A 15,480-nucleotide genomic window follows, 5' to 3' on the forward strand; every position below is an offset into this window, starting at 1 on the left:
TGCTAGCTAAATCAAAAAAAGTTATATTTGCAAATCTTATTTAACTGTTTTAGTTTAATAATATTTTGAGCCAATATTTATGACAAAATTTAGGATAACTATTTTCTTTTTTATTCCTTTTATTTCAGGAATATTAAATGCACAACCAGTCGAGCCCTATATATCTTCTTTACCTAAAGGAAGCGATTTATCCGTTTTGGTTCAATCTGTAGGAAGTAATCCTAAAACATTAGCAAAATATAAAAGTGATCAGTTCAAACAGCCTGCAAGTACTCAAAAAGTGATAACTGCGTTAGCTGCTGAGCTTGAACTAGGAAGAGATTTTCGATTTATAACTCGTATACAAACTAATGGTTCAATAAGCAATAAGCAGTTAAATGGTGATCTTATTATTCAATTAAGTGGAGACCCAACTTTAACTCGCGACCGATTAAAAAGTATGATTGCGACCTTGGGGCAAAAAGGTATTGAAAAGATATCAGGGAATGTAATTTTAGATACTTCAATCTTTACAAGTCATGATAAAGCATCTGGCTGGTCTTGGAATAATTTAACTGCATGTTATAGTGCTCCGCCATCTGCTGCTATTATTGATGATAACTGTTTTAATGCAATAATAACTCCAGGTAAGGTTGGTTCCAAAGCCTCTGTTTCAGTCTCTTCTAACATTCCTATTATGTTTACAGGTGATGTCAGAACGATTGCAGCTAATAGTAAAGATTTAAATGATAAATATTGTGAATTAGATGTAAGTTATTCAGATAAAAACCATTACCATCTATCAGGATGCATTGCTGTAAGTGCGGATAAAACGCCATTAAAATTTGCAGTAATAGATAGTGTTGAATATTTTTCAAAAATTTTGAAAAATGAGCTTAAACAAAAAAAAATAACGTATACCGGATCATTTATTGAACGTAACCAAAGGACTAATGCTCAGTTGTCATTATTATCCTCTAGTCAATCAGCTCCACTTTCTGAACTGTTAACAGTTATGCTTAAAAAATCAAATAATTTGTATGCAGATGCTATATTTAGAACTTTAGGCGCTCATTATTATAATGTTCAAGGTACATGGCGTAATGGTGGTGATGCTGTTAAGCAAATTTTACGCAAAAAAGCAGGTATAAATCTAGAAAATTTAGTTATTGCTGATGGTTCTGGATTATCTAGATTAAACTTGGTTAGTGCTGATAAGTTAATGGAAATTTTACAATATATTGCAGCCAATAATACAAAATTAAAAATGATTGAAATGTTACCAATTGCAGGTGTTGACGGTACTTTGCAGAATCGAAAAAGTTTTAATCAAGCACCTTTTAAAGAGACGATAAGAGCCAAAACAGGTTATATCCAAGGTTGCTATAACTTAGCTGGATTTATCCAAAAGTCAGATGGAGGATATGTTGCATTTGTGCAGCTATTATCGGGATACCAAGCTGATAATAAGGGAGAGCCTAAAAATAGTGCGGTCATGCGATTTGAATCGGAATTCTATAAAAATTTTATTAATTAATAAAGTGTAGTCAGGACTCATATATTTTATTTTTAGTTATATGAGTCCCGACATTTTTTGCAAATTAAATATTATCGGCTAAAAAACCACAACTCTGATGTTTCCAAAGCTGTGCATATAAACCATTCTTGTTCAGTAATTCTTGATGAGTTCCTTGTTCGATGATTTTACCTTGATCAAGTACCACGAGCCTATCCATTGCCGCGATTGTTGATAATCGATGGGCAATAGCAATAACGGTTTTTCCTTCCATTAAAGTGTATAGGCTTTCTTGAATTGCTTGTTCAATTTCAGAGTCTAATGCACTTGTTGCTTCATCTAATAATAAAATAGGGGCATTTTTTAGAATGACGCGAGCAATGGCAATACGTTGCCTTTGTCCTCCAGATAATTTAATACCTCGTTCACCAACAAAAGCGTCGTATCCTTTTTTACCTCTTGTATCAACGAGTGTTTGAATAAAGTTATCAGCATGAGCCCTTTGGGCAACTTTTATCATATCTTCTTCAGAAGCATTGTTGTTACCGTAAAGTAAGTTTTCTCGTACTGAGCGATGCAATAATGAAGTATCTTGTGTCACCATACCGATTTGTGAGCGTAAGCTTTCTTGACTAACGGCAGTAATATCTTGTCCATCAATAACAATTTTTCCACTTTGTAAATCGTAAAAGCGAAGTAATAAATTGATAAGTGTTGATTTTCCAGCTCCAGAACGACCAACTAAACCAATTTTTTCACCAGGTCTAATTGTTAAATTTAAATCTTCAATAATTGCATTGTGTTGTTTTTTATCATAAGCAAAATGGATGTGCTTAAATTCGATTTTCCCTTGGGTAACATGAAGTGATGTTGCATTAGGTTGATCAATAACTGTTTTAGTGGCTGAAAAAGTATTAATCCCATCTTTAACGATGCCAATATTTTCAAATAAAGCTGCCAATTCCCACATAATCCAATGTGAAAAACCGTTTAATCGAAGCGCTACAGCGGTTGTTGTTGCAATTGCACCAACACCAATTAATTGATTGCTCCATAGCCATAAGGCAATACCTGTTGTGCTTAGTATCAACAAAATAGACATTAAATGATTAACAATTTCAAAGCTACTGACTAAGCGCATTTGTTTATTGACAGTGACTAAAAATTCATCCATTGATTCTTTAGCATATTTTGCTTCATTGCCAGCATGTGAAAAAAGTTTTACGGTTATGATATTGGTATAGGCATCGGTTACTCTTCCTGTCATCGTCGAACGAGCATCAGCTTGCATGCTAGCAACTTTACTTAGACGAGGAATAAAATAATACATAGCAATACCATAAATTAGACACCAGCCTATAAATGGAATTAATAACCAAAGATCTAGTTGCCCGATGATTGTTGCCATAGTAATAAACGATATAAAGACATAGATAAAAATCTCCGTCACTAAAAAGCAAGTATCACGAACTGCAAGCGCTGTTTGCATGACTTTGGCGGATATTCTACCGGCAAAGTCATCTTGGAAAAAACGCATGCTTTGATTGAGTACCAACCGATGAAGGTTCCAGCGCATTCTCATTGGAAAATTACCAGCCAAGCATTGATGTTTAATAATAGTTTGTAATCCAATAATAATTGAACTTGCTATGATGATTAAAGCTAATATTACTAATGCTGTTTTTTCTTGTTGCCAAAATTTGCTAGGTTCAACAGCTGCAAGCCAATCAATAACTCTACCAAGAGCTGCGTATAAAAAAGCTTCAAAAGCGCCAGCAAATGCACTAAGAATAATTAATAATAGTAGGAATAAGCGAGTTCCTTTAGTTGATTGCCATATGAAATTAAAAAAATTTTTAGGCATACATTGAGATTCAGCTTCAGCTTTTGGATAAGGTGATACTAATTTTTCAAAAAATCGATACATATTCGGCCTGATAAATAATAAAGTTTTCTATTGATAATATAATTAATGATATAAAAAAGAGGGTAGTGCAAATAGATGTAAATTATCTATGCATTAATTTGTCACATGAAATTTTAGATATATATCTAAAATTGTTACAATATTATAAATATTAATAAACTGAAGAGGAAATAAAAATGTTTAATATTTCCTCTATTTATGATTATATCTTGAAAGCTGACATATAGCCATTACTGGTCTTAAAATATATCTTTAATAATAAGCACAACTCGCCCAACAATATGATATTTTTGAAAGTCTGCTTTAGGTACTTCAATAGTAGGATATTGGTTATTATTACAGATTAACAACCATCCATTGAGTGTTAAACGTATCTTTCTCAAAAAGGTAATATTTTCATATTCAATTAGGTAAATTGCGCCATCAATAATCTCACTTATTTCTGTATTAAGAATTAACCCATTATTATTTTTGATTTCTGGTGACATTAGATCACCTTTGGCCCAATATATAATTAATTTTTTAGCATCTAATCCTCGATGCTTAACCCAACCTTCAACAATAGGATAATTCATTACTGGAGGCGTTTCTCTAACAAAACGCTCTTTTTGTGCTTCTTCTTTTGTTGGTAGCTGTTTTTTATATACAGGAATACGATAAATATTTTCGTTATAGACATCCTCGCTTTCTTTAAGGTCTAAAACTTCTAATTTATGTCCAGTGGCAAGCCAATTAAAAGAAACATTACATTTTTCAGCAATGACTTCCAAACGTGTAAGTGATGGGTATGTTTTACCCGATAAATAATCTCGGATTACTGTTTCTGACATATCACATTTTTTTGCGAAAGCAGATACAGATAAACCTTGCATTGAACTATACAATCTATCTTTAAAAGTTTTAACATTATTATTTTTAATTGTATTCATCTTTGAACCATTATTTTTTGTATAATTTTATTAATTATAGTTTATTTTTTGTGATTTTGTATATGTTAGTAACATTGAAAATCTATTAATTTTCTTTTATTCCTGTGTTGATTTGCTTTTTTAATTCTATATTTTATTTTTTATCTTGTTTTTTCATTTTTTTTTATTATTGTTAATGTTTTTTGAAAAATAGTTGTCCGATATTTTTCTGCTTAAATATGCGTATTTTTGTGTAAAAAAATGTTTATCTGGTGGAGTTGAATGTTTTTTTATGATGTATTTGATATTTATCAAAACTTTCTTTGTGATTGTTTTTTGTTATTATGATGATTTTATTTGATTTATTTTTTTGTGTAAAAATAAATCAAATTGAAAAAGGAAATAAAAACGTTGACGAAAGCGAAAAAAAATGGATAATAAACAGTGTAAGGATTTTTCATTGTTTTCTTTCCTTATATTCCTTATATTTCATGTTGGCCTGTATAGTTTTATACAGGTCTTTTTTATTCTTGAACTATTCATGAAATTCTTTCACAAAAAGAGTATAATCAATATTCTATAAAAGCTGCTTTAAAGCTTATCCTAACTGAGCGCTATATTTATTGAGAGGATTTGATTATGTCTTTTAGTATTCCACATCTTTTAGTGTTTCTTGTCGTGGTGATTTTATTATTTGGCACTAAGAAATTACGCAATTTAGGTTCGGACCTTGGTTTAGCATTAAAGGGCTTTAAAAAAGCGATGAATGATGACGAAGATGAATCAAAAAATGATAATAAGTTAGATGATAATAAATAGTTGCACTTATTTAGTATGAATTTACAATTTGATGTAGTAATTGTTGGTGGTGGATTAGTTGGTTTAGCCACTGCTTGTGCACTTAGCCAATGTGATTTAAACATTGCGATTATAGATACTAAAATTTGTCAGCATGAATTCTTGCCACATGCTGAAATGAGTATTAGAGCTTCTGCTATTAATGGCGCTAGCCAGCGCTACTTTTCAAAAATTGGTATATGGGATGATTTATGCAATAGCAACCGTGTACAGGAATTTACTGAGATAGGTGTATGGGAAAAAAATGGTCAAGCCCATTTGTCTGCCCAAGCCAAAGATTACGGTTATTCTAATCTTGGATACATAATTGAAAATCATGTTATTTCTCATTACCTTTGCCAGTTTGCCTTAAACTGTTCGAATATTAAGATTTATAGGCAAGAAGCAGTTGATTGCACTTTTAATGATGATTTTGCCTTTTTAACACTTGCAAATGAAACTGTTTTACGAGCTAAATTAATGATAGGGGCTGATGGTGCTCATTCTTGGGTGCGTAGGAGTGAAAATATTTCTGTTCTTGAGCGTGATTATCTTCATCATGCTATTATTACGACTGTTAAAACTGAATATCCTCATCATTCCTGTGCTAGACAAGTGTTTTATCCCAATGGAATTATTGCTTTTCTTCCTCTTTGGAATGCAAATAAAAGTTGTTTAGTCTGGTCAACAAAACCAGATAATGCCACTACTTTAACTTCACTTTCTGAATCAGAATTTTCGAATGAATTATTTCGGTTGACTGGTGATAAAGTCGGTAAATGTCAGTTAATTAACTCTAGAATGGTATTCCCATTAAAAGCGCGGTTTGCTAAACAATTTATTAAGCATCGGTTAGTGCTTATTGGCGATGCAGCTCATACTATTCACCCTTTAGCGGGGCAAGGGGTAAATTTAGGTTTTCAAGATTCTGCTTTATTAGTTTCAACCATTAAACAATTAATTGAAACTAATAAAGATATTGGGCTTGTAAAAAATTTAAAATCATTTGAGTTTAATCGTCGCAAAGATGCGTTAGTTATGCTCACGGCCATGCAAACTATTCAAGATATGTTTAATGGTGATAATTTGTTGAAAAAAACGTTAAGAACAATTGGTATGAATATTATTGATAATAGTCAGCTATTAAAAAAGCAACTGATTAAATATGCTATGCATATTTAATTTAAACTTATATCTAGTTATTATTGTGGCTGTAAAAACCTTTCAGGTAAGTGTGTGTTTCAGTATAAAAAATAAATTATGATACTTAATAGATTAAGAATCTATTTCAGAAATAACAATCCAACCATAAAATAAGTAAACTGAACTAAAGCCGCATGATCTAATGTGCTTAGCAAATTATAGTTAAACAAGAATAATAATGATGCACTAAAAAGTGCACCAATATTGATAATAAATCGTGATTAAATTGTTTGTTTTAATAAGTTATAAACAGGGGTAGCAAGACCTATTTTTGCGTTGTTAGATTTTAGTTTATACCAATAGCCACTATGTTCATTAAAACATTTTGTATACTTAGTAATGACACAATAAATAGGAAAGATATCTAAGTGAAAATGACTAAATGTGTGGCGAAATGCAACAAGTTGCTTTGGTGCTGTTGTTTCGATACCTTGTTTTTTTAACCAGTCAGTTATTGCTTGTTTACTTGAAAATTGAGGGAAACAATACAATCCTCCCCAAATACCAGACGGAGGCCTTTTTTCAAGCCAAATTGTATGATCATATTCCAGCATTAAAAAATAGGCTGTCTTTTTGGGAATGGCATTTTTAGTTTTTTTTGTGGGATAGAGTTGCCAGCTTTCGGTTTTATATGCTAGACAATGGGTTTGCAATGGGCATAAGGAGCATTTAGGTTTAGTGCGTGTGCAAACCATAGCCCCAATATCCATCATAGCTTGATTAAATTTTGCTACCTTATGTTTCGGTGTGACTTGTGCACTTAATTGCCAAAGTTTATTTTCGACAGTTTTAATACCAGGCCAACCTTCAACAGCAAAATATCGGGTTAAAACACGTTTTACGTTGCCATCTAAAATTGGATAATGTTGATTTTGTGCAAGAGATAAAATTGCACCAGCTGTTGAGCGTCCTATGCCTGGAAGTGCGACGACATCATCGAACTTTGTAGGGAACATGCCATTAAATTTATCCACAATTAATTGTGCTGCTTTATGTAAATTACGTGCTCTTGCATAATAACCAAGTCCTGTCCAAAGATGCAATACATCATCAATTGGCGCTTTTGCTAAATCTGTTATTTGTGGGAAGTGCTCAATAAAACGATTAAAGTAAGGAATAACCGTTGCAACTTGGGTTTGCTGTAGCATCACTTCAGACAACCAAACATGATAAGAGCTTTTTTCGACCTGCCATGGTAGCGATTTTCTGCCATATTGTTCATACCACGTCAGGACAGCTTGCGGAAAGTATTGTATTGTCATAGCCATTACATTGCAGAAACAATAGAATCACTAGGATAGCAACCTAGTACCTTAGTATATAAAGTCATTGATGCCAATTCTTTGAGAGCTGTTTGCATTTCATAAGAATGAATGTTACCTTGCAAATCGATATAAAACATCTCTTCCCAAGGCGTACCATGAATTGGGCGTGATTCAAGTTTAGTCATAACAATGTTATGGTTACGTAATACCGATAGCGCATCAACTAAAGCACCTGCTTGCTGACCTGTTTTCATGAGAATTGTGGTTTTAGCAGGGATTTGATCAGATACTTCTATTGGCTGACGAGCTAACACAATAAAACGAGTAATGTTTTCTTTTTGATTGGCAAAATTATGTTCAAGGACTTGTAGCCCATATAATTCACCACCATCTTTATTACCCATAGCTGCAACATTAGGTTGATTCAATTTAGCTACAGTTTCCATTGCTGATGAAGTACTATCGCAGTATATGATTTTCCAATGAGGATAGTTCTCTAAGAAGTTACTACATTGCTGGAATGGTTGTGGATGGCTATAAATAGTATCGATTTGCTCTAGCTGGGAATTTTGTATAGCAAGAATACAATGATCAATAGGTAAAGAGAGCTCACCAATAATATGCAGGTTAGTTTTTTGCAATAAATCATAAACTTCATTAATTGAGCCGGAACTTGAATTTTCTATTGGTAAGATTCCATAATCTACAGCACCATTTTCGACTTGTTCAAAAATCTCTTTAAAGGTTGAACAGCTTAATTCAATCATTTCATCTAAGTGAGCGCTAGCATAACGGCGGGCAGCAGAATGCGAATAAGATCCTTTGGGGCCTAAAAAGGCAACTTTGGCTGTGGTGATTGTGCTGAGATTAAGCTTTTCTTGCAAGATTTTTTGTTGTAATAGTACAGAATCTTCAATAATTAATTGATATAAGCGTTTAATGAAAATATCATCAAGATGATAGTCTTTGCCTTCATTGATTAAGGCTCTGATAAGTGAACGTTCACGATCAATGTCGCGCACAGGAATGTTTGCTTCAATTTTCGTATGAATTACTTGCGTTGAAAGTTGGCGCCTCTGGGCAATAAGCTCTAACAATGTTTTATCTAATTTATTAATTTTATCTCGCAAAGATAATAAAGGATTTGTAGCCATTTTTTATTAGTTATTTAAAAAAGATAGTTTGTATTATAACAAGCAAAAAAATAAAGGCACCATCAAAGTGCCTTTTTATTCAATCAAGAAAATTAACAAATTAAATTTCTTCTTCTAATACTGTGTCTTTTATGCTGTTAACTGCACGCCGAGATTCATTTTTGTGTTGTAGTTTATTAAGTTGTTTTTCAAGCTTATCAATAAGATCATTTATTGCAGCATACATATCAATATGTTTGGCAGAAGCAACTAATGAGGTTCCTTTGGTGGAAATTGTTGCGTCAACAATAAATCCATCTGGTTCTTTAGATAAAATAAAATGAGGGTTGATTAACAGTGCTCTCCATTTATCTAACTTCGAAAATTTATCTTCTAGATAGCTACGAATAGCAGGGGTAACATCCATTTGTTTACTGGTAATACTTAAAGTCATAATTGACCTCCTCTTTTTTATCAACAAAGTTAATTTTAATGTTGTTACTATATTGGCAAATTATTTTAGTCTCTTTAATAAGGTTTTTGTTTTTGCCTGATTTTTATTAGTTTAATTTTAAAATAGATTTCATTGACTAAATATTGCATAACATGTGGACCAGATGAAACTGATTTTACCATGGTTTTAATATATACTGTATTAATAATTATTTAGTTTATCCTGTGTTATAGTAATTATTTAATAATGGGGACAATGTGAATTATTTAGATAATGTGAAGATTGTTTTGGTTGAAACATCTCATACAGGCAATATGGGCTCTGCTGCGAGAGCAATGAAAACCATGGGATTAACTAACCTTTGTTTAGTTAATCCGATCATAAAGCCTGATTCTCAATCGATTTCGTTAGCTGCAGGTGCCAGTGATATTATAAAAAATGCACAAATCTTTTCTTCACTTGAACAAGCCATTGCTGATTGTACTTTAGTGATTGGTACTAGTGCGCGTTCTCGTAGTTTACAGTGGCCATATTTAACTCCCAAAAAGTGTGGCGATAAGATTATTCAAGAAGCCTCAAATCTCCATACTCAAGTCGCTTTGGTATTTGGGCGTGAGCGTGTTGGTTTAACTAATGAAGAATTGCAAAAGTGCCATTATCATGTTGGAATTCCAGCTAACCCTAGTTATAGTTCTTTAAATCTTGCTATGTCGGTACAGGTTTTGTGTTATGAAATTCGCATGTCAATGCTCAATCTTGAAGATCAGCAATCTGAAAAGGAGAATGAGAATATGGCTGAAACTGAGTTTCCTATAGATGCTGATATAGAGCGCTTTTACCAGCATTTAGAACAAACTTTATTACAGACAGGCTTTATTAATGCCAATCATCCAGGACAAATTATGGGGCGTTTGCGTCGATTATTTACACGTGCACGTATTGAACAACAGGAACTAAATATTTTGCGTGGCATTTTAACTTCGATTAATAAAATTTTACATTGATGACAAATAGAAACACCCACAGATTTGTGGGTGCTATTTTAAGGTTGATACTGTTTAATCTAGTATCTTATCTATTAATCAAAATATCAATTCTAAGTATGTTAGCTTTTAGCTTTTTTGCGCCATGTTGTGCCATTTGCACTATCTTCAAGAACAATATTCATTGCATTTAGTTTGTCACGAGCTTCATCGGCCTGAGACCAATTTTTGCTTGCTCTTGCTTCGTTACGTTGTTTTATTAATGCTTCAACTAATGCCACATCAACATCATCTTGCTTATCACCTTGTAAAAATTTAACAGGATCTTGCTCTAATAATCCAAGAACTGCTGATAAATAACGTAACTCAGCTGCTAATTCATTAGCGAGTTGCATATTATTATCGGCTTTGGCTTTGTTTATCTCACGAGCCAGATCAAAAAGCGTTGAATAAGCTTCTGGTGTATTAAAGTCATCATCCATTGCGTTACAAAACTGGCGATAATAATTACTATCAGGTGTCGTATGTGGATGATTCGCATCAGTATCTCGCAAGGCTGTATATAGTCGCTCAAGTGCCATTCTTGCTTGTTTTAAATTATCTTCACTATAATTTAACTGACTACGATAATGACCAGATAGTAAAAAATAACGTACTGTTTCAGCATCATAATGCTTTAATACATCGCGAATAGTGAAAAAATTATTGAGTGATTTTGACATTTTTTCTTGGTCGACCATCACCATACCTGAGTGCATCCAGTAATTTACATATTGACCGTTATGCGCACAAGTTGATTGGGCAATTTCGTTTTCATGATGTGGAAACATTAAATCTGAACCGCCACCGTGAATATCAAAGTGATTGCCTAATTGATAGCTGTTCATTGCTGAACATTCAATGTGCCAACCAGGGCGACCTTTACCCCATGGTGAATCCCAACTTGGTTCGTTAGGTTTTGACATTTTCCATAATACAAAATCCATTGGATTTTGTTTAACATCAACAACTTCAACTCGAGCACCAGCTTGTAATTGTTCTAAATTTTGGCGAGATAAAATACCGTAATTCGGATCGCTGTCTACCGAAAACATGACATCACCATTATTAGCAATATATGCATGTTTTTTTTCGAGAAGCTCTTCAACTAATTTGATAATTTGTGGCATATGATGAGTTGCACGAGGCTCTATATCAGGTCGACGAATATTTAGTGCATCAAAATCGGCATACATTTCTTGTAGCATTCTATCTGTAAGTTGATCACAGGTTTCACTATTTTCGAACGCACGTCTAATTATTTTGTCATCAACATCAGTAATATTACGAACATAAGTTAAATCGTAACCTAAAAAATGTAAATAACGTGCGACAACATCGAAAGCTACGAAAGTACGTCCGTGACCAATATGACAAAGATCGTAAATTGTCACTCCACAAACATAGAGTCCAACTCTATTAGGGGTAATTGGTTGAAATATTTCTTTTTCTCGCGTTAATGTATTGAATATTTTTAACATTATAATTTACAGGGTAAAATTGATGGATTTGTTAGATAATATAACAAAATTCTGGATATGACGAAATTACTTATTAAGAACTTTGTAAGCAAAATTGAGAAAATGCATATACCAATATAACTGAATTAGATTTGTTGAGTTTGTGTTAATGATGAGAAATATGATGTACTATAAATACAAACCTTAACCTAATTTAAATTGGCGGTTTACCCGCCAATTTAAATTAAAATAACTTATTGTTTTAAATGGCGATAGATATAAATGAGTATAATCGACCCAAGTACTGAAATTAACAAACTAGGGAAATTAAATCCAGTTACACTACCCCAACCAAAGAAGGTGCTAATATACCCACCCACTAAGGCTCCTGCTATGCCTAATAAAATAGTTTTAAAAACCCCTACACGTCCTAGTGGCATAAAAAACTTTGCAATCCAGCCGGCAATTAATCCTAGAATAACCCAACTTATAATACCCATGATAATTTCCTTCTTTTATTGAAATTAATTTTAGTTTACTCAAATAAATTAAAAAATCTAACAGATGTTGATGCTCAATGTAATAGTTTTAATCAATTGATTAAAAATAATAAATAACAGTAAATTTTTAATAATCAATGAATAAGGATTTGGTAGGTAAATGCTGTTGGTAATTTGTTATCTTATGATTTTTTAATTAAAATTAAAGTATTTGACCATGTTTCCAACTCTGGACATATACTTGATGAATATAGGAAGATAACTAAACATAATTAAAAGGGAGGTTTAATCTCCCTTAATATATTATTGTTCGAAAATTGTTTTATGTAGAATTTTGATAATTGATTCGGCATCATTGCTTTTTGCTAATAAGCAAAGATTGTGAGTACTTGCCCCATAACAGCAAAGCCTAATAATAAATTCATCTAATACACCAAACACTTCTTTTGCAATACCTCTGGTTGAGGTTAGGTTATTACCAATAATAGCAATGAGTGCTAAATCTTCTTCTATATCAACATGACAAACGGTTGATAATTCATCAAATAATTCTTTCGTTAATAAACTGTTTCCGTTGGTGTTTGTACCTGTAGTGTCGATGGTTAGTGCAATACTTACTTCTGATGTAGTTACTAAATCAACCGAAATGTTATGCTTAGCTAATATCATAAACACATTTGCAAGAAAGCCTTGTGCATGTAGCATATTTAAACTGGTCAGTGTTAGTAAGGTTTGTTTACGACGTAACGCCAATGCTCTGAAGACAGGTAATTTAGATGTGATACTATTAGTGCTATAAACAATAGTTCCCCCATCTTGCGGTGCTTTACTTGAACCAACAAAGACAGGAATATTGCTACGTACAGCTGGGACAAGCGTTGCTGGGTGTAGTACTTTTGCTCCAAACGTTGCCATTTCAGTCGCCTCCGCAAAAGATATTTCATCAATGCGTTTAGCTGCTGGGGTAATGCGAGGATCGTTAGTATAAATTCCAGCAACATCAGTCCAAATATCAATTTGAGTTGCACCCAATGCTTCACCTAGTAACGCTGCTGTATAGTCACTTCCACCTCGTCCTAAAGTAGTGGTTTTTCCAGAACTTTCACTGCCAATAAACCCTTGTGTTACAATGACACAATTATTGTCTAGTGACTTTAAATGGGCACAACAAAGCTGTTTAATATCTTCAATTTTAGGTGTTGCTTTACCAAAGTTATTATTGGTGCGCATAACTTTTCGTACGTCAAACCACATGGCTTTTTTCTGTTTTTCTTTTAATATTTCGACAAACAGTTTTGAAGACATAATTTCACCGTGGCTAACAAGCTCATCGGTTAACGCAGGTGATGTTGCTAAGCTTGCCGCTTCTGACAATGAGGCTATATTGGCAATGATTTGGTCTATTTCAGCACGTAGTTTTGGATTTTCAGGTAATTGTTCTAGAATGTTGTATTGGATAGATTGAATTTTCGCAATATGTTGAGATCTTACTTCAGCGTCACGTCCTTCTGCTAATGCAACTAACAAATTTGTTACACCAGCGGAGGCTGATAATACAACAACCTTTACGTTAGGGTTAGCTATTACAACATTGGCACTATTAACCATTGCTGGATAATCGGCAACACTAGTACCACCAAATTTAGCTATTACAAATGATGTTTCCATGGATTCCTCATATTAAAAATTTTTATTTTTAACAGAGTTAGAGCGGGCATGTTCTATTTACAATTAAAAAGTACAAACCATGAAGCGCTCCACCTGTTAAGGTGACAACCCAAGGGATTCAGCCCTTGCAGTCGATTTAATTACTTCTGGATGGGTAATCAAACCTCGGCATTACGTCCCCTCGATCATTTATTAGTGGTTCCAGTCCCTAAAATGACTTACCTGAGTAATGCGCCTCTTCGTTTTGCAACTTCTGTTACGAAATCAGCACTATATAGGATTAACGATTTTATTAATTGTGTCAATAGGTTAAAAGTTAAAAATTATTTAGTTGTAATATGGCAAAATGGAAAGATCTATAGTTCTCTTTCAAACAATTCAATAATGGTTTGATATAATTTTTTTACAGTACATTCTTTAGTTGGTGTACTAAAGATTGTATCATCACCAGCAATTGAACCTAAAATACCTTCCGATTTACCAATTGAGTCTAGTAATCGAGCAATGAGTTGAGCTGCGCCTGGGCTAGTACGTATCACCACCATTGAGCTATTGAAATCAATATCAATCACTAAATTTTTTAATGGGCTACTAGTTGTTGGTACGCTTATTTCTGCAGGTAAACAATAGACCATTTCGGATTTTGCATTTCTGGTTCTTACCGCACCAAATTTGGTTAGCATACGTGAAACTTTTGATTGATTAATGTTATCAAATCCTTGTTCTTGTAACGCTTGTACGATTTCTACTTGTGAACTAAACTTCTCTTGACGAAGCATCTCTTTAAATGTTTTTGTGAGATTAGCTTGTTTCATAATGTTCCTTGGCTTCTAATTTGTTACTCTTTACTACTAATAAATGTCGTTATAAGACTCATAATAAAGTCTAATTGATATTTAAACCAAAATAACTACTACCAATTTTAATGTTTCAGTAGCAATTATTATATAAATAATTATGCGTTAAATATGCATAAAATTAAAGTGTTGATTTAATAGCATCCTTCGGTCTATAAGATTTCACTATTTGGTCATAGGTTTCAATATAAGGTCCTTCTAGTAGTTGTATACAATAAGGGATACTAGCAAATATGCCACTCACAATAACATTACCTTGATCATCTTTAACACCCTCAAGTGTTTCTTTAATTGATTTTGGTCTACCAGGTAGGTTGATGATTAGACATTTTTTGCGAATAACACCAACTTGCCTAGATAAAATAGCAGTTGGTACAAAATGTAAACTGATCTGACGCATCTGCTCACCATAACCGGGCATTACACGATCAGCGATTGCTAATGTTGCATCTGGGGTTACGTCTCTAGTCGCAGGGCCTGTGCCACCAGTAGTTAAAATTAAATGGCAATGTTGATTATCAACAAGTTCACATAATGTTTGTTCAATAACAACTTGTTCATCTGGAATAATATGGTTTTTGGTTGTAAATGGTGTTTTAAGTGCTGTTTGCAACCATGATATTAATGATGGTATGCCTTCATCTTGATAAATGTCGCTTGATGCTCTATCTGACACTGAAACTAATCCAATCTTAAACATGATACTTATTCCTTAAGCAATAACTTAGACGCAGATTGATAATTAAAGATA

14 protein-coding genes and 1 riboswitch are annotated in these 15,480 nt (G+C 33.1%); of the genes, 4 read left to right on the plus strand and 10 right to left on the minus strand.

Going from position 1 to position 15,480, the window contains the following annotated elements; translation table 11 throughout:
- Positions 1 to 79 precede the first annotated feature (79 nt).
- Positions 80 to 1,516, plus strand: coding sequence for a serine-type D-Ala-D-Ala carboxypeptidase (gene dacB, locus A9G31_RS04395; RefSeq protein ID WP_065560617.1), 1,437 nt, complete (start codon positions 80 to 82; stop codon positions 1,514 to 1,516).
- Positions 1,517 to 1,580: 64 nt separating this feature from the next.
- Here the strand turns inward: dacB and A9G31_RS04400 are convergent, their stop codons facing one another.
- Positions 1,581 to 3,422: an ABC transporter ATP-binding protein gene (locus tag A9G31_RS04400; RefSeq protein ID WP_065560618.1), complete on the minus strand. Its 1,842-nt coding sequence runs from the start codon at positions 3,420 to 3,422 to the stop codon at positions 1,581 to 1,583.
- Between the two features lie 239 nt (positions 3,423 to 3,661).
- Positions 3,662 to 4,351 carry a LexA family transcriptional regulator gene (locus A9G31_RS04405; protein WP_065560619.1) on the minus strand — a complete coding sequence of 230 codons (690 nt, stop codon included), beginning with the start codon at positions 4,349 to 4,351 and terminating at the stop codon, positions 3,662 to 3,664.
- Positions 4,352 to 4,969: 618 nt separating this feature from the next.
- Between A9G31_RS04405 and tatA the strand changes: the two genes are divergently transcribed.
- Together tatA and A9G31_RS04415 are read left to right on the plus strand one after the other, a co-directional pair.
- Positions 4,970 to 5,149: a Sec-independent protein translocase subunit TatA gene (tatA, locus tag A9G31_RS04410; protein ID WP_065560620.1), complete on the plus strand. Its 180-nt coding sequence runs from the start codon at positions 4,970 to 4,972 to the stop codon at positions 5,147 to 5,149.
- Between the two features lie 15 nt (positions 5,150 to 5,164).
- Positions 5,165 to 6,349, plus strand: coding sequence for an FAD-dependent monooxygenase (locus A9G31_RS04415; protein ID WP_065560621.1), 1,185 nt, complete (start codon positions 5,165 to 5,167; stop codon positions 6,347 to 6,349).
- Between the two features lie 242 nt (positions 6,350 to 6,591).
- On the opposite strand, the gene mutY is transcribed toward A9G31_RS04415, so the two are convergent.
- The 3 genes from mutY to raiA form a co-directional block, all read right to left on the minus strand.
- Positions 6,592 to 7,632: an A/G-specific adenine glycosylase gene (gene mutY, locus A9G31_RS04420; protein ID WP_065560664.1), complete on the minus strand. Its 1,041-nt coding sequence runs from the start codon at positions 7,630 to 7,632 to the stop codon at positions 6,592 to 6,594.
- A gap of 5 nt (positions 7,633 to 7,637) precedes the next feature.
- Complete coding sequence (pheA, locus tag A9G31_RS04425; protein ID WP_065560622.1) at positions 7,638 to 8,789, minus strand: bifunctional chorismate mutase/prephenate dehydratase; 1,152 nt, start codon at positions 8,787 to 8,789, stop codon at positions 7,638 to 7,640.
- 100 nt (positions 8,790 to 8,889) lie between these two features.
- Positions 8,890 to 9,222: a ribosome-associated translation inhibitor RaiA gene (gene raiA, locus A9G31_RS04430; RefSeq protein ID WP_065560623.1), complete on the minus strand. Its 333-nt coding sequence runs from the start codon at positions 9,220 to 9,222 to the stop codon at positions 8,890 to 8,892.
- Positions 9,223 to 9,536: 314 nt separating this feature from the next.
- Between raiA and trmJ the strand changes: the two genes are divergently transcribed.
- On the plus strand, positions 9,537 to 10,226 hold the full coding sequence (gene trmJ, locus A9G31_RS04435; RefSeq protein WP_051634114.1) for a tRNA (cytosine(32)/uridine(32)-2'-O)-methyltransferase TrmJ: 690 nt from the start codon (positions 9,537 to 9,539) through the stop codon (positions 10,224 to 10,226).
- 101 nt (positions 10,227 to 10,327) lie between these two features.
- Here the strand turns inward: trmJ and cysS are convergent, their stop codons facing one another.
- The 5 genes from cysS to mog form a co-directional block, all read right to left on the minus strand.
- Positions 10,328 to 11,725 (minus strand): cysteine--tRNA ligase, encoded by a 1,398-nt coding sequence (cysS, locus tag A9G31_RS04440; RefSeq protein WP_065560624.1) that lies wholly within the window; start codon positions 11,723 to 11,725, stop codon positions 10,328 to 10,330.
- A gap of 233 nt (positions 11,726 to 11,958) precedes the next feature.
- Positions 11,959 to 12,204, minus strand: a complete 246-nt coding sequence (locus tag A9G31_RS04445) for a GlsB/YeaQ/YmgE family stress response membrane protein (protein WP_065560625.1) — start codon at positions 12,202 to 12,204, stop codon at positions 11,959 to 11,961.
- A 303-nt stretch (positions 12,205 to 12,507) separates the two neighbouring features.
- Positions 12,508 to 13,872 (minus strand): lysine-sensitive aspartokinase 3, encoded by a 1,365-nt coding sequence (gene lysC, locus A9G31_RS04450; protein WP_065560626.1) that lies wholly within the window; start codon positions 13,870 to 13,872, stop codon positions 12,508 to 12,510.
- Between the two features lie 74 nt (positions 13,873 to 13,946).
- A riboswitch (Lysine riboswitch) is annotated at positions 13,947 to 14,120 on the minus strand.
- A gap of 108 nt (positions 14,121 to 14,228) precedes the next feature.
- On the minus strand, positions 14,229 to 14,687 hold the full coding sequence (gene argR / locus A9G31_RS04455) for a transcriptional regulator ArgR (protein WP_065560627.1): 459 nt from the start codon (positions 14,685 to 14,687) through the stop codon (positions 14,229 to 14,231).
- 163 nt (positions 14,688 to 14,850) lie between these two features.
- Positions 14,851 to 15,429: a molybdopterin adenylyltransferase gene (gene mog, locus A9G31_RS04460; RefSeq protein ID WP_065560628.1), complete on the minus strand. Its 579-nt coding sequence runs from the start codon at positions 15,427 to 15,429 to the stop codon at positions 14,851 to 14,853.
- Between the last annotated feature and the right edge of the window lie 51 nt (positions 15,430 to 15,480).

The sequence above is a fragment of the Gilliamella sp. Gris1-4 genome (assembly GCF_001690335.1).
GTDB classification, from domain to species: domain Bacteria; phylum Pseudomonadota; class Gammaproteobacteria; order Enterobacterales; family Orbaceae; genus Gilliamella; species Gilliamella apicola_P.